Below are 20,425 nucleotides of genomic sequence, written 5' to 3' on the forward strand. Positions count from 1 at the left end.
ATGTCAGAACTAGTCAAAGATTTGGAACATATTATCTGGTCATACTTAGCAATTCCAATATTGTTATTTGTTAGTTTAATATTTACGTTCTATTTTCAAGGCGTTCAATTTAGATTTAAAAAAATGATTCAGTGCTTAACTAAAAAATCATCTAATAGTAGTGTGTCCTCCTTTCAGTCATTTACAATGGCATTAGCTGCGCGAGTAGGCGTTGGTTCATTAGCTGGAGTTGCTCTTGGAATTTACATCGGAGGACCTGGAAGTGTATTTTGGATGTGGATAAGCGCCTTAATTACAGCAGCCGCTTCATTCGTTGAAAGTACACTTGCACAACTGTATAAAAAAAGAGATGGGGATATTTATATTGGAGGGCCTGCTTACTACATTGAATATGGAATGCATCAAAAAGGATTTGCAGTTATTTATGCTTTTATTATCGTCTTAACCTATACATTTGGCTTCAGTGCAATTCAAGCCAATACTATTGCAACGTCATTTAGGGATGTATTATCTATTCCTCCACTATTAACTGGAGTTGGATTAGCATTGATCACTTCAATGATTATTTTTGGTGGGGCTTCAACAATTGCTAAAATGACATCAAAGATTGTTCCAATTATGGCTCTATTCTATATAGGAATTGGTCTTTTTGTTATGATTACTCACTTTGATTATATTCCAACTTTTTTTATGACTATTTTCCAAGATGCTTTTCAGCCATCTCCCTTAATTGGAGGAACCGTGATGTATACCATCATCATTGGAATTAAACGTGGTGTTTTTTCTAATGAAGCTGGAATGGGATCGGGTGCTCATGCAGCCGCGGTAACTAATAGCGATAATCCTACTGATCAAGGCTATATTCAATCTTTTGGAGTTTATGTTACAACACTATTTATTTGTACGATTACTGCTTTTTTAATTATGGTGACTAATGCCGTGGAAGTTGGCACGACTCACAGTAATGGAATCGAGTTAACTCAGTATGCTTTAACAGAACTATTTGGCCCAATTGGTGGAGTTATTTTAGCGATTTCTATTTTCTTCTTCGCTTTTAGTACCATTTTAACTGGATATTTTTATGGTGAATGTAATGTAAAATATTTATGTAAGAATGAAAAGATTCTTTATCCTGTCAGAGTAATTGTGTTAATTGTGATTTTGATTTCATCCATCGGCTCAGCCTCATTGATTTGGTCACTTGTCGACTTAGGAGTTGCATTAACTGCCACAATTAATGTTATGGCCCTTTGTTATTTGGCTAAAGAGGTTAAAGTTATTATGAATAAGAAAAGGTCGTAAAGTTAAACTTTACGACCCTTTCTGTTATTTTACTGGAGTTTCTAAAAATTGAATTAATGAGCATGGCTCACCATCATCAAATAAACGTTCTGAATCATCTACTGTTTTACGGATTTCATCCTTAATTTCATCTAGCTTTTGTAAAATTGTATCTGTATGGAATGTTTCTACGTTATAGTATAAAAATAAATCTTCAAACGCTTTAGCTGTTCGATTTAACTCTTGATTAATTTTAATAAACGAAGTGATATTTTTACTCTTAGCTGCATTTTGGAAATGTTCTAAATCAAGGCGAATCATTTCAATTACATCATCTTCATTTTCGTATTCTTTTAAGGGAAGTGGATACGGTTTAAGACGTTCTAAGAAATAACGATTTGATCGATTGATATTATAGACATAAGATAATTTAAATTCTCCAATATGAAATCTCACATAACAACATTTTGCACTTAATTGGAGAACTTCTCCCCCCATTTGTCTTAGTTTCATTTCATGTTGTTCAGCTTCCATTTCTAAATAACTAGCTTGAGTTAAAACGCCTGAAGTTGTATAAGATCGAGTAGGTCTATAAGTTCGCGAGTATTTTGGCATAATTCATTCTCCTTTAAAAGAAGTAATAGTATTTATAGGATATTTATTCTAATTAGACATAAAAGATCAGAATATAGACTGTGGAAATGGCAACAGCAATTATCATGATTGGGAACCCAATTTTCAAAAAGTCACCGAATGATAGTTTATATCCTTTTTTGTGCAACATCCCACTAACAATAACATTAGATGAAGCACCAACGATACTACCATTTCCACCTAAACATGCACCTAAAGCTAATGACCACCATAAAGCCGTTGTATCCATTCCTGTCATTTGTCCGATATTTAAAATTAACGGAATCATAGTTGCGACGAATGGGATATTATCTAAGAAAGCCGAAGCAATGGCCGCTACCCATAAGATTAATAGTGACGTAATCATCACACTTCCACCTGTTAGGCTAATTAATCCACTTGCTAATACTTCAAGGACACCTACTGTTTCAAGTGCTCCAACCATAACGAATAATCCCATAAAGAAGAAGATGGTTGGCCACTCTACTTCCTCTAACACTTCTTCTACGTCAACTTTACTAATTAATAAAAGAATACCAGCACCTAATGAGGCAATAGTCGCTGATTCAATTCCGATTGCATGGTGTGTAGCAAATCCAGCAATTGTTAACAATAAGATAATTCCACTTTTTTTGAGTAGGGTTGAATCAGTAATTGCCTTAGACACATCAAACTGTTCAATTTTCTTCTTATTATCTTCACTAATGTGTAATTGTTTATGGAATATAAGTTTTAAAATCAATAACACAACAGTGAAAATAACAAGCACAATCGGTCCTAAATTAAATAAAACATCCGTAAAAGATAATCCTGTTGCCCCACTAATCATAATGATGGTTGGATCCCCGATTGATGTCGCAAGCCCACCAATATTTGCACTAAAGACTTCGGTTAATAAAAACGGTATTGCATTTAAACCTAATGTTTCTGTTATAACAAAGGTCACTGGAGCAATTAATAAAATGGTTGTAACATTATCGAGTAAAGCAGATGAAACAGCAGTAATAATAGCGAAATAAACCATAATTCGCCAAGGACTTCCCTTTGATAACTTAGCTGTTTTAATTGCAACGTATTGGAAAATTCCTGTACGCTTTAAAATGTTAACAATAATCATCATTCCAATTAATAAACCAACGGTATTAAAATCAATAAATTCTAAAGCTTGTTCTTGATTAAAGATATGAAAAACTACCATTAGAACTGCTGCAATTAATGCAATCACAGTTCGATTAAATTTTTCAGAAATAATAATTCCATAAGCAATCAGAAATATGATAATTGCAGGAAGAAAATGTGGATTTTCCAAGATGTTCACTCCTTTATGAAAATTTTGCAGAATTCATTATAGGATAATTGATTAGTAATTAATACACGTAATTTATGTAATAATTAGGGATAAAATAGATAATTTTAGTTTATTATTGGATTATTTTCATAATTTATGGAACAAAATCAAATTTATAAACCGTTTTATCACCTACTTATACTAATTATTAATATTTACTTTTTTTGAATATTTAGTCCTATGAGACGATGACTTATTTTAATTTTAAAATACACCCACATTTTTTTAATACCCGTAGAATTAGACATACTAAAACAGAATGATTTAAGTAATGGAGTGAAACATTAATGAAAGCAAATTGTAGTAGTGAATTCTTGGGAACTGAAAAAATTAGCAAACTCCTTTTGTCTTTTTCTATGCCCGCTTTTATCGCCATGCTTGCTAGTGGGATTTATAATATAGTCGATACTATCTTTGTAGCGAAAGGAATCGGAACTTTAGCTATAGGTGGGATTGGGATTGTTTTTCCCATTCAAACGTTATATGCTGCATTTGCTCAAATGATCTCCATTGGAGCAGCTTCAGCAATTTCAAGAAGTTTAGGTGAACAAAATAATAATCGTGCTAATCAGGTAATGACTAATGCCTATATTTTGACAACCATTATCTCAATCTTATTAATGATTACTAGCTTCTTTTTTATTAATCAAATCTTATATATCTTTGGATCAAATGAAGAATTAATTCCTTATGCACGTGATTATTTGCTCATTTCAATCTGGGCTATTCCTTTTAATGCTCTTGCTTTACTTTCTAGCGCTGTCTTTCGTTCCGAAGGAAATATTAAAATTTCAATGATCACAGTGTTAATTGGATCATTATTCAATATAGCACTCGATCTTTTATTCATTTTTGTTTTAAACTGGGGAATTAAAGGTGCAGCTTTAGCTACTGTCCTTGCACAAGCCTTAGCGACTGCTTTCTCTTTATTCTTTATTCTTAGTCATCGCAGTATTGTTAAGTTTGAGCGAAAATACTTCATCCCAAATTTAAAAGTTTCCACTTCAATTATTAGTGTGGGGTTTTCGGCCTTTGCACGAAATGGAGCAAGCTCACTCTTTGCTCTCATCACGAACGCAACCTTAAGAAGTTATGGAGGAACTGTTTCGCTAACAGCCTTTGGAACAGTTAATCGAATCATCTCCTTTTTCTTTTTACCAATCATGGGAATCAATCAAGGATTACAACCGATCGCTAGTTATAACTACGGAGCCAAACAACCGGATCGAATTAAACAAGTCGTTAAACTCGCACTTATATATACGACGATCATCGGGGCTATTGGATCAATCGTCGGAATTTTATTTCCAAGTACGGTGATTAACTTATTTACAAAAGATAAAAGTTTAATTTCCGAGGCAACTTTTGTTTTACGATTACAACTTCTTTTCTTTTGGACCATCGGACTACAAATGGTAGCCTCAACCTTTTATCAATCATTAGGAAAACCAATCCCTTCACTATTTCTTTCAATCCTTAGACAATTCATTATTTTAATCCCACTTATTCTCATCTTACCTCGATATACCTCACTTGGATTAAACGGTGTCTGGTATTCTTTTCCCATTTCTGATTTTACGGCCTTTGTTATTTCAGCCCTTATTCTTTGGCGAGCTTGGCATCATCTTAATAAAAAAAGCGACGACAATTAATTGTCGTCGCTTTTTTTAATCGATAATCGTCCATGTTCCTCTTCGTTGTTCAGGTTCTTCCGGTGTGTTTACACGTTCGCCTAAGGCAACACCACCCATAAATTCATAACCCTCTGGAATTTTTAATTTTCCTTCATAGTCATAAAACTTTTCACTTTGATTCAACGCTTTAACTTCATCAATCCAACAACTTGCAAGATTTAAATCTTCAGCAGCAAGTAAAATATTTTGAGTACACACTGCGCAATCAACCATAGCATTAGTTGCAAGTTTATCTCCTAAAATCAAAATTAGAGCTGGTGCTCCATAAAAATAATCATGTCCTATATGGCCTTTAACCATTCCAATCTCATCATTTAATTGATGAATAATCTCACAGTTTAAAATACCAACTAGAAACCAAGGCTGCTCATTATTACAACTTGGCGCACTAAGACCACATTTGATTAATAGTTCCAACTGATTTTTCGATAATTTTGTGCCTTTAAATTCATGATGGCTTCTTCGTTTAGCAATTGCTTCTAGTGTATTCAACAAATCATCTCCCTTCATCAACTATTAACATTATTAGCGTATCCAAAATCTTTAAACGTAATCGATAATTTTATTTCTTAAATTTTAATTTAACGAGATAATCATCCTTTTCATTGAAAAATGTCGATCATATACTAAAGCATGCGGATGAGAATTTAATCCCGCTACTATTTATCCTGTCATAAATAGTCACTTACAAATAAACGATCTAATTGATATAATTATAGATAAACTACTGGAGCAACAATGGAAGAGATTAAACGTGCTGGTTTTGATGGAATATATGCTTCACGTGGTACTTCTGTATTCCTAGCTGATCCTGAAAACACACCTTGGACAGCTGCTTATATTGATATGAAAGGTGATCCAGTTGCTGACATCACCTCGAATATGGGGGCTGAACAACGCGCTCGTGCTGGATATGAACACTTACTCGATATGACAACAGATGAAGATGTTAAAAAAGTCCTTGCTTATTTAAGAGAACGTGAAATTGTTCATTTCCAACGCTTTGGTGAAACACTAGTTCATGTTCAAGAGCACTTAGCTCATGATAAATATTTTTTCAAAGATAGCAAATGATAATTGATATACTAATCCCTTAATCTAATGATTAAGGGATTTTATTTTAATACTCGTTCAATGTCACCATTATAAGCCAATAGACATATTTTAAATTAGGCAAGATGATGATGCCTATTAGTTTAAGAAGCTTCATTACTTGGAGGATGTTATGTAGTTTCTTAAACATGTTATATGGAGGTAATGCCTCCCATGTTCAGAAACGAGCATGGAGTAAGAGATCACTCTTCAACATCCTTTGAATTGCTGGAATTTCCTAAAGCTCATTCAACCACAACGTAAAAGCGAATAGCTTTAAGCGTGAAGGTGACGAAAGTAGAAAAAATGAATGAGATGGCATATGGTTAAATCCTAAGTGCTAGGACAATGGATCATCAGCAGGTAAGCCTCGAATAGAGGAAACTTCAACGACTATCCTAAATAGGAGTAGGCTATAAGCGATTGATAGCCGAAGCGGAGGATACCCTTCTACTTTATAAAAGGGTAATGATATAGTCTGCACTCATATGAAAATATGAGATGTTCTTCAATGAACTGCATGAGTCTAGCGAGCTCATGTGAACAGTGTCAAAACATAGTCGTTTTGATTTGGTGCAAACGTGATTTATAATCCTTATAATACAACCGTTCAAAATCCAGGGCTTATGCAACCTGGTATGCTACAACAAACTAGTTATCCAGCAGCACAACAATCTTCTATGCTACAACAATCTAGCTATCCAGTAGCCCAACAATCTGTTATGCCTACAGCTACTTATCCAACTTCAGCAACAACACAATTAGCTAACACAACTGCTTATCAACCCGTTCAACAAGCATTCCCAGCTGTTCAAACTGTCCCAGTTCCAACTTGTGGTGTTCCTACTCCGGTTTGTGGAGTTCCAATGGCACAACCAGTGGTTATTCCTCAACCTGTTCAACAAGTCCAACCGGTTCAACAAGTCCAACCCGTTCAACCACAAGTTGCTAGCACACAAGCAACGACTGCTCAACACAAAAAAACAACGTATGTTGAAGCCTATTTAGAACCAGTGGATGCACAGGTTCCATTAATGCAGCCAACTGTTTCAAAAAAAGTTGTTGAGAAAAAAACATATCCTGTAAGTGATGAGATTGTTTATGTTGAGCAAAAACCATTAAAAAATTCAACGATGCAAGATTATAACTTATATTTAATGGAAAATGAATATTATTCTGATGATCAACCAACTTACAAAAAAACTGTTTCACCACGAACAAGAGCTGATCAAACCGCATTAACGTGTGAAAACTTACCGCTTGCAACTACTTATATTCGAACACAAACTTATACTGGATTCGATGATCCAACTCAAACGTTACAACAAGGAACTACATTTAATGCACTTTACGATCCATATACTCCTCGAAAAGTCGGAAAACCAACAGTTTTTATGCTTAAAGGGGGGCAACGCTAATGAATGAAAAACAACTTTTAACCCAAATCCAAGCAGTTAGTTTAATCGCTATTGATTTACATCTTTTCCTTGATACTCATCCAAATGATACAAAAGCTTTACAAGATTATGAAAAAGTATCAAAACAATTTCAAACATTAAAAGATCAATATGAAAAACAATATGGACCTCTTGTAAGCTTTGGACATCAATCAATTACTAATCATAATGAATGGGTTAGCAAACCATGGCCTTGGCAAAATAAGTAAGGAGGAGATTGTTAAATGTGGGTTTATGAAAAAAGATTACAAATCCCTGTAGATATTAAAAAACGAGATTTAAAAATGGCAAAAGATATTTATGATGCTTTAGGTGGATCAGACGGTGAATTAAATGCCTCAATGCAATATTTACACCAACGTTATACGATGCCAACTGGTCAATCGATTGCGACATTAAATGATATTGGAACAGAAGAGTTAGCACATCTTGAAATTGTTGCTTCTATGATTTATCAATTAACAGATGGAGCAACCATTGAAGAAATTAAAGCTGCTGGATTAGATACTAGTTATGCCGGTCGCGGTCTTGGAGTTTTCCCTCAAGATCCAAATGGAGTCCCTTGGACTGCGGCTTATGTTTCATTAAAAGCAGATCCTGTTGCTGACTTAACAGCAGATATGTCTGCTGAGCAAAAGGCACGTGCAAGTTATGAACATCTACTTGATTTAGCAACAGATGACGATGTTAAACGTGTTTTAGCTTATTTACGTGAACGTGAAATTGTTCACTTCCAACGTTTCGGTGAAACATTAATGGACGTTCAAAATCATTTTAATAGCGATCGTTACTTTTTTATGAATGATGAACAATAATTGATAAAAGCTCTCTTTTGAGCTTTATTTCATAAAAAAAGTCTTTGCAATGATTATTTTGCAAAGACTTTTTTTATTTTAAACAGTTTGAATTAATTGTTTTGCACGATCAATCGCTTGATCAAATTGACGACAAACTTGCGCTCGTCCAATTTCACGTACCAATCCAACACGCTTAATGACTTTATAAGGACTGTCATTAACTTCACTTAAAATTAATGTCGTGTTTGAACGCTGACAGTTATCATGTAATAAATTTAAAGCATGAACAGCTGTCGCATCAATAACTGGAACATTACGAAGGCGAATAATTAACACTTTTGATGGTCCTTGTAACGATTGAATAGAATCTAAGAATTTATCCGCAGCTCCAAAGAAGAATGGCCCATTAATTTCATAAATTAAAATTTCATCTGATAAAGCTTCTTTTAATTCTTCATCTAATAATTCTAAATCCTCATCGTCATCATTCATTTCAATTCCTTGGATATCTGTGACATCCGTCATACGCTTCATAAATAAGAAAGCTGTTAATACCATTCCAACACTGATAGCTAATGTTAAATCAAATAAAACAGTTAAGAAGAACGTTGATAATAAGACAACGACATCACTTTTTGGCGCACTTAATAACTTTTTAAACATACGCCATTCGCTCATATTATAAGAAACCATGATTAAGACAGCAGCTAATGTCGCTAGCGGGATCATTTTTACAAGTGGCATTAAGAATAATAAAATAAATAGTAACGTAATGGCATGAACAACTCCTGCAATTGGAGTACGCCCCCCCATTTTTAATATTCGCCACTGTTCGCGCAATCGCACCTGTTGCAGGCATTCCCCCAAATAAACCAGAGGCAATATTGGCAACACCCTCAGCAACTAACTCCATATTTGAACGATGCTTACTTCCAATCATTCCGTCTGAAACAACGGCTGAAAGTAATGATTCAAGTGAACATAAGAAAGCGATAGTGAAAGCTGGTGACAACAAAGTTTCAATTTTACTCCATGTTATATGTGGAATTGACGGCATTGGGAATGACGATGATAAATTCGTGTATTGGGTCCCAATCGTTTGAACATCTAATTTTAAAAAGGCAACTAAAGCTGTTGTCACAATGATTGAAATTAATGAAGCGGGAATTTTCTTATTAATTTTTGGCCAAATAATTAAAATGGCTAATGCAATGGCTCCAATCATAAATGGCATCCATTGTATTTGATCAAATGATGCAAAATAAAGTTTCCACTTATCGATAAATCCTGTTGGAACCGCACCAAGATTCATCCCAAAGAAGTCTTTAATTTGCGAACTAAAAATGGTTAATGCAATCCCGCTCGTAAATCCAACAGTAATTGGATAGGGGATATACTTGATGACACTTCCTAATTTCAATAATCCAAATAGAATTAAAATAATTCCGGCTAGGATCGTTGTAATTAATAATCCTTCCGTTCCATGAGCAGCTACAACACTATAAACAACCACCATGAATGTTGCACTCGGTCCACCAATTTGAACACGACTTCCACCAAGTAAAGAAATAAAGAAACCTGCAATAATAGCGGTATATAGCCCCTGTTCAGGGGAAACACCTGAAGAAATAGCTAACGCGATTGATAGTGGCAATGCGATAATTGCGACAATCAATCCAGCAATAACATCTTTGACGAATTGCTCCTTATTATAAGTTTTCATAACTGATAGTAACTTAGGCTTTAACCTTGTCGACACCTTTCATACTCCCTTTCGAATTAGTTGCTTCAGACATTAAATTTTCTAATATTTAGCAATTTAAAACAACGATTAATATTATACCACAGGAAAAAGCCTCCATAACACGTTATGAAGGCTTTTTTTACACATTATTCTTACAATTATCTACCTTTTGGAGCTGTTGCACCTGGTGCAGTTTTTTCAGCACGAACTGGTTTACCGTTAATTAATTTAGAGTTTAATTTACGGATAATTGCATTTGCATGTGCCTTATCTACATTAATGAATGAGAATTTTTTATAAACATCGATATCTCCGATTGCACGAGCTGGGATATCTGATTTTTTCGTTAACATTCCAACGAAGTCTTTTGCTTTAACTTTTTGTTTAGATCCAACGTTTACGAATAAACGAACTTCGTTTTTACGCATACCTTTAGATTTATTGTTTGATGTCACTTCTTCGATATGTGCGTACTCTTTCGTACTTTGACCAATGTTCATACGTAATAATCCTGCAGCAACTTGTTCTAAGCTGTATCCTTTTTCTAAGATTGCAGCAATTAATTCGTTTTCTTTTGTAAAGTCTTGTCCTTCTAAGTTAGCAATCACATCTTCAATAACGTTACTTGAACGTTTTTCTTGGATTTGCTCAACTGTTGGGATAGGCATTTTAGACATTTTTGTTTTTGTATAGTCTTCAATACGACGGATACGGAACATATCTTTTCCGAATACGAATGTAATTGATAATCCAGTCATACCGGCACGACCTGTACGTCCGATACGGTGTACATAGTTTTCTTCATTTAAAGGAATATCGTAGTTGAATACTGCTTCAACGTTGCTTACGTCGATTCCACGAGCCGCGATATCAGTTGCTACTAAGATATTAACATTTTTACGACGGAAGCTATTCATAACGCGGTCACGTTGAGCTTGTTTTAAATCTCCGTGTAACCCTTCAGTTACGTATCCCTCTTCTTGTAATTTAGAAACTAATTCATCAACTTCACGTTTAGTGTTTGTGAACACGATTGATGAAGTTAATCCCATCATATCGATGCAACGGATCATTGCATGAACGCGGTCTTGACGTTTTACTTCAACGAAGTATTGATCGATTTTTTTGTTTGATAATTCTTCTGAAACAACTTTAACGATTTCAGGAGATTTTTGATAAGTTTTAGCGATGTTCATGATTTCACGTGCCATTGTCGCTGAGAACATAACTGTTTGACGAGATTCAGGAGTTTTTTCTAAGATTTCTTCGATATCATCTTTGAATCCCATGTTTAACATTTCATCAGCTTCATCTAAAACTAACATTTTTAAGTTTTCTAATTTTAAAGTTCCACGGCGCATGTGGTCCATAACACGCCCTGGCGTACCAACAACGATTTGAACACCTTTTTTAAGCGCGCGGATTTGAGGATCGTATGATTGTCCTCCATAGATTGATAAAATGTGCACGTCACGCATATTGCGAGCGAACTTTTTAGATTCTTCATGAACTTGGACAGCTAATTCACGAGTTGGACATAATACTAATGCTTGAACGTTGCGATTCTTAGGATCGATTTTCTCAAGGATTGGTAACATGAATGCAGCAGTTTTTCCTGTTCCTGTTTGTGCTTGTCCGATAATATCTTTTCCAGATAATACAACTGGGATTGCCTCTGCTTGGATTGGTGATGGTTTAACGTAACCAATTTCTTCAATTGCCTTTAAAATTGCAGGCGATAAAGCAAGATCTTTAAATGTAATTTCAGTCATTCTTTGCTTCCTTTCTATTTAAACACAAAAAAACGTAAATGAACCAACGATCACTTACGATAGTGTATGTTTTTACGAAGTGTCCACTTATTATACAATAATTTTTTTTCATTTGCAATACGAGTCAGATGATGTTATCGCTTCCGCTACGCCTATTCTATTTAAGTCTACACAAATGTATACCCAATGTGAATTCTATAGATGGATGTGCTCTAATTCAAGCCAAATTAGCTTTATTAGCATCCAGTTCTGCTCGTCTTAACGGATGATTTGTTAACTTTTAGCCAACCATTAATTCTTATTGTCTGGTTCGAGCCCCTACGTTATTTCTGTGTCCCAATTTAAACATTTTTATCAACTTTATTATGAACGAATTTATCTCTTAATTTTCATTGATAAAAAAGAAAAATGAGTTATTTTTTCCCATTTAGATTCAAGTGATCATCTCAACTGCTGTTAATGAATGGGCATGGCTAATCATTCATGTAATAAAGATGAAAAATATGATATAATGTTTCAAGATAAATTACACGGAGGTGTTGTTACATGCTTACAGTCTCTAATGTCGGTTTACGATATGGTGATAAAAAGTTATTCGAAGAAGTTAACTTAAAATTCACTCCTGGAAACTGCTACGGTGTTATCGGAGCAAATGGAGCTGGAAAATCTACTTTTTTAAAAATCTTAGCAGGTGAAATTGAACCTAATACAGGACACGTAAGTTATCCAAAAGATTTACGTATGTCAGTTTTAAAACAGGATCATTATCAATATGATGAATTACCAGTTTTAGAAACTGTTATCCGCGGAAATGAACGTTTATTCCAAATCACTGAAGAGAAAAATGCATTATACATGAAGCCTGACTTCAATGAGGAAGATGGAATTCGTGCAGCTGAACTTGAAGGTGAATTCGCTGAATTAAACGGATGGGAAGCAGAATCTGATGCAGCTGCTTTATTACAAGGATTAGGAATCCCAACTGAATTACACGATAAATTAATGAAAGATTTAACAGGGGCCGAAAAGGTTAAAGTTTTATTAGCTCAAGCTTTATTCGGAAATCCTGATATTTTAGTTCTTGATGAGCCTACCAACCACTTAGATATCCAATCAATCAACTGGTTAGAAGAGTTCTTAATCAACTTTGAAGGGACAGTTATCGTTGTATCCCATGACCGTCACTTCTTAAACAAAGTGTGTACACACATCTGTGATGTTGACTTTGGAAAAATCAAATTATTCGTTGGTAACTACGACTTCTGGTACGAATCAAGTCAATTATTAAACCGTATGGCTAAAGAAGCTAACAAGAAAAAAGAAGAACAAATTAAAGAATTACAAGATTTCATCGCTCGTTTCTCGGCTAATGCCTCTAAATCTAAACAAGCGACATCTCGTAAAAAATTATTAGATAAAATCAAATTAGAAGACTTAGAGCCATCAAGTCGTCGCTATCCATACGTTGGATTCAAACCTGAACGTGAAGTTGGAAATGATATCTTAATGGTTGAAGGGTTAACAAAAACAGTGGATGGAGTTAAAGTGTTAGATAACGTTAGCTTCATGGTTCGTAAAGACGATAAAATTGCATTCATCGGAGACGAAATTGCTGTTACAACCTTATTCAAAATCTTAAATGGAGAAATGGAAGCAGATAGTGGAACATTCAAGTTCGGTGTTACAATCAAAACTGCTTACTTCCCAAAAGATAACTCAGAATTCTTTAACGGTTCTGAATTATCACTAGTTGACTGGTTACGTCAATATTCTGATGACCAAACAGAAAGCTACGTTCGTGGATTCTTAGGACGCATGTTATTCTCTGGTGAAGAAGCCCTTAAAAAAGCTTCAGTTTTATCAGGGGGAGAAAAAGTACGTTGTATGTTATCACGCATGATGTTAGCAAATGCCAACGTTTTAATGCTTGATCAACCAACTAACCACTTAGACCTTGAGTCAATCACAGCACTTAATAACGGATTAAAAGACTTCACAAGCAACGTCTTATTCGCATCACATGACCACCAATTCATCCAAACAATTGCTAACCGTATTATCGACATCAAAGAAGACGGTTCAATCGTTGACAAACAAACAACATACGATGAATATTTAGCTTTAGCATAAAAAGCTGAGAGATGCGCTTAACTCGGCGTAAAAGTGGAGCCCCCATTCTAACTAAAAGTTAGGTTTCCACCACTGATGGGGTGATATTGCCTATCGTTCGGTAGGAGACTTTATAGAGCAGTTGCGCCTCGAAGCTAGATTCGGGCATGACGCTCATTTCTAAGCTTTTATATACTTAACCACGTACATTTTTGTACGTGGTTTTTTATTTTTTCATCATTTTGATGACAGATAGAGTCAAATACTCAAAGTTTATCACTAGTTTTGCGATGCCGTATAAATGCCTACGCTCCTGATTATAATGAATATACCAAGGATAATCGTTTATAAGGGGGAGCAAAAATGATTACACTAAGACCTATTTCAAAAGATAATTTCTGGGACTGCATAGATTTAGCGGTCCATCCCGAACAACAAAGCTTTGTCACTTCAAATGCTATTTCAATTGCCCAGTCTAAAATACAACCAGAATGTATCCCACTAGCCATCTATCATGAGGATGTGATGGTAGGATTCGTCATGTATTGCCTGGATACTGACGATGATGAATATTGGATTTATCGCCTGATGATTGATCAACACTATCAAAATCAAGGATTTGGTACTGAAGCTCTCCACCAAGTGATTGAACTCATCAAAAATGATAAAACTCGTCACCAAATCTTTTTAGGTGTTCATATTGAAAGTGAATCTGCAATCCATCTCTATAAACAAGTAGGATTCGAATTTAATGGACAAATTTTTGGTCAAGAACATGTGATGGTACTAAATTACTAATTATCTTCATTTCTAATCTTATTTAACAATCTGTCTCTTCATTAAATTCATCTTCCTATCCTACTATAAAGTACTATTTGACTAACTTAGCATTTAAAACATCATCTCATCACGGCTGAATGAATTAATAAACTTCAATAAAATAGGGAAACAGCGATGAAGTTGTTTCCTTATTTTGTTATCTTCATTGTATTTTCCTTTTTTTTCATCTGAAATGATTACTGAATCACTTATTTTGGGGAATTTTTAAAATGATGAAAATGGAGGAGTTTTATGCAGTGTAATATTTCAAAGAAGCCAATTATTATTTTAGGTAGTTTATTGACTCTATTAATAGTGGTTACCATCATTTATGGTATTTCATCAGCTAAAAATAAAGAACTAAAACTCGAACAATTAATCGACACATCTTATGAAGTCTTAGATGTTCGTCGTCATAAAAAAGAAAAAACCTATGAGGTTGATATTCAAGCTGAGCTCTCGTATGCTGATAATATTTTATTAGCCAATAAATTATTAAAAGAACTTGAACAATATGATCAAACAAATGCCGTGAAGTTAAACATGAACGTTTATCAACAAAAAACAACAAAAACGACAAAAGATTCAGTTGATTTCACCGATCAAGCATATCGCTATACCATTGAAACAAATGGTTCTTACATTTATCAATACGAGCCACTCCATACAGCGAATTTAACTAACGATTTATTATTCTCAACTGAATGGGAGATTAAAGATTCACAGCTATCTAAAAATGAACTCACTTTCAGTGCCATCTTACCGAAAACATTATCACCAGAAGAAGTGACATCACTATTAAATGAGTTAGCCGATGAAATGATTCGTTACAATTTTAAAAATACCGAAAAAGCTTCGGCCACGATTCAATCAGAAATTAGTGATACAGAAACTTATTACTATTTATCTGAGCAGCCAAATTATTTAATTTATAAAACACGTTTAATCGGTTAAGGGGGAACTCAGTTATGAAATATCCAATCATTTTTTTATTTTCGCTTTTACCAGCTTTCTTAACAAGTAACCAAGAAACATTAAAGCCAATTAATATTCCTGTCGATATTCATGAAGATTTTGCATCATTAGATGACATCATGGCTACTTTAGAAGGAAGTGTGACTTTAGATGAAGAAACAGATACTTATACATACAGAATTCAAGGTCAAGAAATTAAACTAAATCTTAACTACGGATATAGCGAGGTGAATGGCGAAAATGAGGCTTTATTCATAGAAATTGACAAAGAAACAAATTTAATGACGATTAAATGGGTAACACCTCAGCTCATTGATGATGAAATTTATGTTCCTATTCAATATATCGAGCGAGTATTGGATGCAACTTATACAGACCATGCCTTTACCGTTCAAGTCAAAGAAACCGTTGTTGAAGAAGAGGAATCTGACGAAGAAGAACTTATCCGAGAAGTCAATCCTGAAGATGAGCAAGAAATACCGAAACCATTAAATACATCAAAACCTAATCAAATCGAACAAAAACCAACCCCTCCTATACAAACAGAAGATAAGCAACCGAGTGATGAACCTACTCAAACTCCTATTCAACCTGAATCAAAACCTGAATCAAAACCTGAATCAAAACCTGAATCAAAACCTGAATCAAAACCTGAATCAAAACCTGAATCAAAACCTGAATCAAAACCTGAATCAAAACCTGAATCAAAACCTGAATCAAAACCTGAAGATAAACCTGAATCAAAACCTGAATCAAAACCTGAATCAAAACCTGAATCAAAACCTGAATCAAAACCTGAAGATAAACCTGAAGATAAACCAGTTCCTCCTGTAGAGGATGATAAAGGCGATTCTGAAGATCCACAACCTCCGGTTGACGAAGAAGAAAACTTACCTCCGCTCCCTGCGATAAACCAACCAGATAATTCTAAAGAAGAGGACGAAGCAGACTGGGAACACTCAAATGATGATTTATCATTATCAAATTCAGACCCCCAATCAGACGATACTCGTGATTAACTAAATTATAAAAAGGCAAAATGGAAATTCCGTTTTGCCTTTTTATGTTGTTATAATAGTCAGAATAATTACGACAAAGCTAATGACGAGGTAACCAATCATCCCTCCATTACCAAAAATGGTTTGAACTAATCGATGGCGATGAATATAATAGGTTCCTGAATTCAGATTGATTTTTTTCATCAGTTTAATTAACCCAACAATTCCTACAACAAGAATCGTAAAAACGACTCCTATGGCTAACGCAATTCGTATCACTTCTGTACCATCACCTAATATAGCTGGCATAATAACGGCGCTCATCCCATTAATAAAGATATGTAAAATGATAGCATACTGAACTCGATTAGTTTTTAATGTGACATAGGCAAAAATAGCTCCTAAAGCTGTGGCATAAAAAACTTGAGATAAATTTCCGTGATACACTCCAAAGGTAACTGCTGAAACTAAAATAGCCACTTTATCACCATATAATTTGATTTTATCGATTAGAATTTTCCTAAATAGGATTTCTTCAATAATAGGGGATAAAATGACGCCACAAATAAATAATCCGATTGAAGACGTCCCAACAACGAGATTTTCTCCAACATTTGTAATGAAATTTCCTTTTAAAGATTCAATGGCTGCCATTAATAATAGGGTGAATAAATTAAAGACGTACGCCAATGTGTAAGCTATACATCCATATTCAATGAGATTAAAAAGTTTTAGTTTCTGTACACCGTCCATTGAAACACTAGGTAAATCTTTAACCATCCAACAAAATAAAGGAAATCCAATTAAGTAAAAACTAATCACTATTAATATCCAAGTGAGCCATTGTGATTGCAAACAAGGAGAATCCATGGTTTTTAAAATCGCGATTATAGCCAGTTGAATCCCATTTACTACTAGAAAACTAATCGCCAATGAAAATCCGATTCGACTAAATACTTCTTTAGGTTGTAATTCCAATTTCAAATTCATCTCCCTTCCCTCCAAAATAAAAACTAGAGAGCTTCTCTAGTTTTCATTTAATAGTCCTTATAATCTTTGAATTTTTCTTTTTCAGTTTTTCGTTCTCGTTGTCGTTCTGTAACCTTTGCGATGAGTAAGCCAATTACAACTAGAATTCCACTCAGATAAAAAAGTAATATCCCACCAATAATCATGTTTACCCATATCGCTGTCATCTTATTTCACCACCACAGCTGTTCCATAGGCCACCATCTCTGCTGCTCCAGCCATCACAGCAGATGACATTAATCGAACCCCTACAATCGCATTTGCTCCCATGCTTTGTGCCTCATCTGCCATTCGTCCAAATGCAATTTGACGAGCTTCTATGAGCATCTCATTATAGCCGTTGAGTTCTCCACCAACAATTGTTTTAAGTGAAGCACTGATGTCCTTTCCAATATGCTTAGAACGTACCGTACTTCCTTTGACTAGTCCCTTAACTTCAACAATCTCTTTCCCTGGAATTGAATCTGTTGTCACAATCAACATTTTGATTCCTCCCTCCGCTATCTGTTAAAGTATATGACGAATTTATTCTACTTATGTCTAATAAAAATCCATCCCTTCTAGAATTCAAAATGGATAGTTATTCTCAATCAAGCTTCCTTTGATTTTAATAGAACCTGTGGATAACTAAATCACGAAATCCATCACCTTATTAAGTCATTGCTCCTGATTAGATAAAAAAACTTCTATTATATTTTTATATCCAACCTTAAAAAGCAATCAGCTTGTTTGAAACCATGACTTCAGATAAAATGGAAACATAAAGAAAAAAGGAGGAAGTATAATGGATTTAAATCAAAAAATTTGCTACTGCTTCAATGTAACAGTTGGAGATATTAAAAAAGAAATTGAATCAGGTTCAACAACATTACAAGAAATTCAATCAGAAACAAAAGCAGGAACGGCTTGTAAAGGATGCGTTAAACGTCTACAAGAAACAATTGATGCTTTATTAGCAGAAAAAGCTTAATCGTATAAGATTAGAGGAGGTCTAAATTTAGACCTCCTCTTTCTCATATTAAAAAATGTTAAATAGCCTAGATAATTACTCACTTTAACTAGCTCAGGGAATACAAACTATTCAAGCATATCACCTATAAGTAATAAACTTCATATCTTTATTTCCTATTATCCTCCAATTAAGAAATCGAAGATATTTTCTAAATCACTTGTTGTTCCTTTATACATTTCTGTATACTTACATTTCGTACAAGTAATAGTCGTAAATCTGCGATTTTGTACATCAAACAATTTAGAAAGTCCACTACCTGTGGCACAAAATTCATCTACTTCATAACTGTTATTTTCACATTTGGGACAAACATACTTTTCAATCTTCATAACCTCACCTCATTTAGTAAAAAATAATCTACTCATTATCAATATTAGTTATACATTATATGAAAAAAAAGAACTTGAATATGATGATTATTTCTTTTAGATACACAGAACAATTTATATTAATCTAGATAAAAACTTTTATAAAAGAATAGTTTTCTTTCATAGACGTATCTATAAAGTCTAACTTCAGATTATCATATTTTAATTCACTAAGATGTTAATTTATGTCTAATATTGCATTTTTCAGGGATGAGAAGTCCATAATTCGGATAAAACTTGAAAAGATAGGAGTGAGAGGAGTATAATAAATAAATGTATAGTTAGTATTCTGACAATCGTCATTTAATAAAAATTACAATTAGGAGTGATACCCAATGGGTCGTAAGTGGAATAACATTAAATACGGTAAAGCTGCAAAAGATGCCGCTCGTTCAAAAGTTTTAGCTCGTTTCGGAAAAGAAATTTACATGGCAGCTAAAAATGGTGATCCAGATCCAGCCTTAAACCGTAACTTAGCTTCTGTTATTGACCGTGCTAAAGTTGCAGGGGTTAACCGTGAAATCATTGACCGCGCAATCAATAAAGCAAAAGGTGGTTCAGATGAGAACTACGATTTCATCCGTTATGAAGGATATGGACCAAATGGTTCTGCCGTTATTGTTGATACATTAACAGACAACGTAAACCGTACAGTTGCTGAAGTTCGTTCAGCTTTCAATAAAAATGGTGGGAAAATCGGTGTAAGTGGTGCCGTAGCCTTCATGTTCGAAGCAACTGCATTATTCGGATTCAATGGAAACTCTGCTGATGAAATTTTAGAAGGATTAATGGAAGCAGACGTAGACGTTCGTGACGTTGAAGAAGAAGATGGAGAAATCACAGTATACGCTGATCAAGATCAATTCCATGCCGTACAAACAGCATTAAATGAAATGGGAATCACTGAATTCGAAGTTGCTGAGTTAACAATGTTACCAACATCAACAGTAGAATTAGAAGGTGACGCATTAGCTAAATTCTTAAAATTATTAGACGTTTTAGAAGACTTAGACGATGTACAACAAGTACACCACAACGTAGAATTACCAGAAGAAGAATAAAAGGTTGCCCTAAAGGATAACAATATCTAAATTCTAACGAATTAGATATTCTAAAAAGTTGCAGGTAACTCGAAGCTAGATTGGGGCACTTTTTCCTACTCTAGTCTTCTCTGTACCACGTACGTAGTACGTGGTATTTTTATTTTAAAATTAAGAGGATAGAAAAATCTCCTCATATCTCATCAGATGAAGGATGATAATAACAATAAAGTACGTATTTACGCTATTTATTATTT

The 20,425-nt window shown here is 34.3% G+C and carries 22 protein-coding genes; 12 read left to right on the top strand and 10 right to left on the bottom strand.

The annotated features are described in order from the left end of the window. Entirely contained in the window at positions 1-1,302 is a 1,302-nt protein-coding gene (locus AT726_RS05745; protein ID WP_055276656.1) for an alanine/glycine:cation symporter family protein, read from the top strand. Positions 1,303-1,326: 24 nt separating this feature from the next. On the opposite strand, the gene AT726_RS05750 is transcribed toward AT726_RS05745, so the two are convergent. Next, entirely contained in the window at positions 1,327-1,896 is a 570-nt protein-coding gene (locus AT726_RS05750; protein WP_068759215.1) for a hypothetical protein, read from the bottom strand. 52 nt (positions 1,897-1,948) lie between these two features. Further along, positions 1,949-3,223, bottom strand: coding sequence for an SLC13 family permease (locus AT726_RS05755; protein WP_068759216.1), 1,275 nt, complete (start codon positions 3,221-3,223; stop codon positions 1,949-1,951). 395 nt (positions 3,224-3,618) lie between these two features. Between AT726_RS05755 and AT726_RS05760 the strand changes: the two genes are divergently transcribed. After that, positions 3,619-4,914, top strand: coding sequence for an MATE family efflux transporter (locus AT726_RS05760; protein WP_237297220.1), 1,296 nt, complete (start codon positions 3,619-3,621; stop codon positions 4,912-4,914). Between the two features lie 15 nt (positions 4,915-4,929). Here AT726_RS05760 and AT726_RS05765 read toward each other — a convergent pair whose 3' ends face one another. Continuing rightward, positions 4,930-5,448, bottom strand: coding sequence for a nitroreductase family protein (locus tag AT726_RS05765; protein WP_237252748.1), 519 nt, complete (start codon positions 5,446-5,448; stop codon positions 4,930-4,932). A 246-nt stretch (positions 5,449-5,694) separates the two neighbouring features. Here AT726_RS05765 and AT726_RS05770 point away from each other — a divergent pair, with 246 nt between their 5' ends. The 4 genes from AT726_RS05770 (at position 5,695) to AT726_RS05785 (ending at position 8,320) form a co-directional block, all read left to right on the top strand. Next, positions 5,695-6,030 carry a manganese catalase family protein gene (locus AT726_RS05770; protein WP_082411231.1) on the top strand — a complete coding sequence of 112 codons (336 nt, stop codon included), beginning with the start codon at positions 5,695-5,697 and terminating at the stop codon, positions 6,028-6,030. 599 nt (positions 6,031-6,629) lie between these two features. Continuing rightward, entirely contained in the window at positions 6,630-7,466 is an 837-nt protein-coding gene (locus tag AT726_RS05775) for a hypothetical protein (protein WP_068759217.1), read from the top strand. After that, the gene (locus tag AT726_RS05780) at positions 7,466-7,714 is read left to right on the top strand and encodes a spore coat protein CotJB (RefSeq protein WP_055276646.1); all 249 of its coding nucleotides are present in this window, start codon (positions 7,466-7,468) and stop codon (positions 7,712-7,714) included. Before AT726_RS05775 ends, AT726_RS05780 begins: the two co-directional genes overlap by 1 nt. 15 nt (positions 7,715-7,729) lie before the next feature. Beyond that, positions 7,730-8,320, top strand: coding sequence for a manganese catalase family protein (locus AT726_RS05785; RefSeq protein WP_055276644.1), 591 nt, complete (start codon positions 7,730-7,732; stop codon positions 8,318-8,320). A gap of 78 nt (positions 8,321-8,398) precedes the next feature. Here the strand turns inward: AT726_RS05785 and AT726_RS13165 are convergent, their stop codons facing one another. From AT726_RS13165 to AT726_RS05795, 3 genes are all read right to left on the bottom strand, one after another. Next, on the bottom strand, positions 8,399-9,046 hold the full coding sequence (locus tag AT726_RS13165; protein ID WP_411039921.1) for a SulP family inorganic anion transporter: 648 nt from the start codon (positions 9,044-9,046) through the stop codon (positions 8,399-8,401). Continuing rightward, positions 8,982-10,061: a SulP family inorganic anion transporter gene (locus tag AT726_RS13170; RefSeq protein WP_237297221.1), complete on the bottom strand. Its 1,080-nt coding sequence runs from the start codon at positions 10,059-10,061 to the stop codon at positions 8,982-8,984. The genes AT726_RS13165 and AT726_RS13170 overlap by 65 nt, the downstream gene beginning before the upstream one ends. A gap of 143 nt (positions 10,062-10,204) precedes the next feature. Next, a complete protein-coding gene (locus tag AT726_RS05795; protein WP_055244570.1) occupies positions 10,205-11,818 on the bottom strand; it encodes a DEAD/DEAH box helicase in 1,614 nt (537 codons plus the stop codon). A 546-nt stretch (positions 11,819-12,364) separates the two neighbouring features. On the opposite strand from AT726_RS05795, the gene AT726_RS05800 reads away from it, so the two are divergent. The 4 genes from AT726_RS05800 to AT726_RS05815 all read left to right on the top strand — a co-directional run bounded on the left by AT726_RS05800 (position 12,365) and on the right by AT726_RS05815 (position 16,740). Further along, positions 12,365-13,948, top strand: coding sequence for an ABC-F family ATP-binding cassette domain-containing protein (locus tag AT726_RS05800; protein WP_055244572.1), 1,584 nt, complete (start codon positions 12,365-12,367; stop codon positions 13,946-13,948). Between the two features lie 342 nt (positions 13,949-14,290). Continuing rightward, a complete protein-coding gene (locus AT726_RS05805; protein WP_055244574.1) occupies positions 14,291-14,725 on the top strand; it encodes a GNAT family N-acetyltransferase in 435 nt (144 codons plus the stop codon). A 273-nt stretch (positions 14,726-14,998) separates the two neighbouring features. Beyond that, positions 14,999-15,700 (top strand): hypothetical protein, encoded by a 702-nt coding sequence (locus tag AT726_RS05810; RefSeq protein ID WP_068759218.1) that lies wholly within the window; start codon positions 14,999-15,001, stop codon positions 15,698-15,700. Between the two features lie 14 nt (positions 15,701-15,714). Next, entirely contained in the window at positions 15,715-16,740 is a 1,026-nt protein-coding gene (locus AT726_RS05815; RefSeq protein WP_068759219.1) for a stalk domain-containing protein, read from the top strand. A 42-nt stretch (positions 16,741-16,782) separates the two neighbouring features. On the opposite strand, the gene AT726_RS05820 is transcribed toward AT726_RS05815, so the two are convergent. The 3 genes from AT726_RS05820 to AT726_RS05825 are packed head-to-tail and all read right to left on the bottom strand — an operon-like array spanning position 16,783 to position 18,231. After that, the gene (locus tag AT726_RS05820) at positions 16,783-17,709 is read right to left on the bottom strand and encodes a CPBP family intramembrane glutamic endopeptidase (RefSeq protein ID WP_055277602.1); all 927 of its coding nucleotides are present in this window, start codon (positions 17,707-17,709) and stop codon (positions 16,783-16,785) included. A gap of 47 nt (positions 17,710-17,756) precedes the next feature. Beyond that, complete coding sequence (locus AT726_RS12825) at positions 17,757-17,915, bottom strand: hypothetical protein (RefSeq protein WP_156344101.1); 159 nt, start codon at positions 17,913-17,915, stop codon at positions 17,757-17,759. A gap of 1 nt (position 17,916) precedes the next feature. After that, positions 17,917-18,231 carry a YbjQ family protein gene (locus AT726_RS05825; protein ID WP_055277604.1) on the bottom strand — a complete coding sequence of 105 codons (315 nt, stop codon included), beginning with the start codon at positions 18,229-18,231 and terminating at the stop codon, positions 17,917-17,919. Between the two features lie 301 nt (positions 18,232-18,532). Here AT726_RS05825 and AT726_RS05830 point away from each other — a divergent pair, with 301 nt between their 5' ends. Beyond that, positions 18,533-18,718, top strand: coding sequence for a (2Fe-2S)-binding protein (locus AT726_RS05830; RefSeq protein WP_055244583.1), 186 nt, complete (start codon positions 18,533-18,535; stop codon positions 18,716-18,718). Between the two features lie 158 nt (positions 18,719-18,876). Here AT726_RS05830 and AT726_RS05835 read toward each other — a convergent pair whose 3' ends face one another. After that, positions 18,877-19,089 carry a zinc ribbon domain-containing protein gene (locus tag AT726_RS05835; protein WP_055304493.1) on the bottom strand — a complete coding sequence of 71 codons (213 nt, stop codon included), beginning with the start codon at positions 19,087-19,089 and terminating at the stop codon, positions 18,877-18,879. 374 nt (positions 19,090-19,463) lie between these two features. Here AT726_RS05835 and AT726_RS05840 point away from each other — a divergent pair, with 374 nt between their 5' ends. Further along, on the top strand, positions 19,464-20,189 hold the full coding sequence (locus tag AT726_RS05840) for a YebC/PmpR family DNA-binding transcriptional regulator (protein ID WP_055277606.1): 726 nt from the start codon (positions 19,464-19,466) through the stop codon (positions 20,187-20,189). Positions 20,190-20,425 lie beyond the last annotated feature (236 nt).

This window comes from Turicibacter sp. H121 (genome assembly GCF_001543345.1).
GTDB lineage: Bacteria > Bacillota_I > Bacilli_A > MOL361 > Turicibacteraceae > Turicibacter > Turicibacter bilis.

Bases quoted from the DNA above. Each gene is read 5' to 3' on its own strand.
- AT726_RS05745 (WP_055276656.1), top strand. From the start codon at position 1: ATGTCAGAACTAGTCAAAGATTTGGAACATATTATCTGGTCATACTTA.
- AT726_RS05750 (WP_068759215.1), bottom strand. From the start codon at position 1,896: ATGCCAAAATACTCGCGAACTTATAGACCTACTCGATCTTATACAACT.
- AT726_RS05760 (WP_237297220.1), top strand. From the start codon at position 3,619: ATGCCCGCTTTTATCGCCATGCTTGCTAGTGGGATTTATAATATAGTC.
- AT726_RS05770 (WP_082411231.1), top strand. From the start codon at position 5,695: ATGGAAGAGATTAAACGTGCTGGTTTTGATGGAATATATGCTTCACGT.
- AT726_RS05780 (WP_055276646.1), top strand. From the start codon at position 7,466: ATGAATGAAAAACAACTTTTAACCCAAATCCAAGCAGTTAGTTTAATC.
- AT726_RS05785 (WP_055276644.1), top strand. From the start codon at position 7,730: ATGTGGGTTTATGAAAAAAGATTACAAATCCCTGTAGATATTAAAAAA.
- AT726_RS13165 (WP_411039921.1), bottom strand. From the start codon at position 9,046: ATGCCACTTGTAAAAATGATCCCGCTAGCGACATTAGCTGCTGTCTTA.
- AT726_RS05795 (WP_055244570.1), bottom strand. From the start codon at position 11,818: ATGACTGAAATTACATTTAAAGATCTTGCTTTATCGCCTGCAATTTTA.
- AT726_RS05800 (WP_055244572.1), top strand. From the start codon at position 12,365: ATGCTTACAGTCTCTAATGTCGGTTTACGATATGGTGATAAAAAGTTA.
- AT726_RS05805 (WP_055244574.1), top strand. From the start codon at position 14,291: ATGATTACACTAAGACCTATTTCAAAAGATAATTTCTGGGACTGCATA.
- AT726_RS05810 (WP_068759218.1), top strand. From the start codon at position 14,999: ATGCAGTGTAATATTTCAAAGAAGCCAATTATTATTTTAGGTAGTTTA.
- AT726_RS05815 (WP_068759219.1), top strand. From the start codon at position 15,715: ATGAAATATCCAATCATTTTTTTATTTTCGCTTTTACCAGCTTTCTTA.
- AT726_RS05820 (WP_055277602.1), bottom strand. From the start codon at position 17,709: ATGAATTTGAAATTGGAATTACAACCTAAAGAAGTATTTAGTCGAATC.
- AT726_RS12825 (WP_156344101.1), bottom strand. From the start codon at position 17,915: ATGACAGCGATATGGGTAAACATGATTATTGGTGGGATATTACTTTTT.
- AT726_RS05825 (WP_055277604.1), bottom strand. From the start codon at position 18,231: ATGTTGATTGTGACAACAGATTCAATTCCAGGGAAAGAGATTGTTGAA.
- AT726_RS05830 (WP_055244583.1), top strand. From the start codon at position 18,533: ATGGATTTAAATCAAAAAATTTGCTACTGCTTCAATGTAACAGTTGGA.
- AT726_RS05835 (WP_055304493.1), bottom strand. From the start codon at position 19,089: ATGAAGATTGAAAAGTATGTTTGTCCCAAATGTGAAAATAACAGTTAT.
- AT726_RS05840 (WP_055277606.1), top strand. From the start codon at position 19,464: ATGGGTCGTAAGTGGAATAACATTAAATACGGTAAAGCTGCAAAAGAT.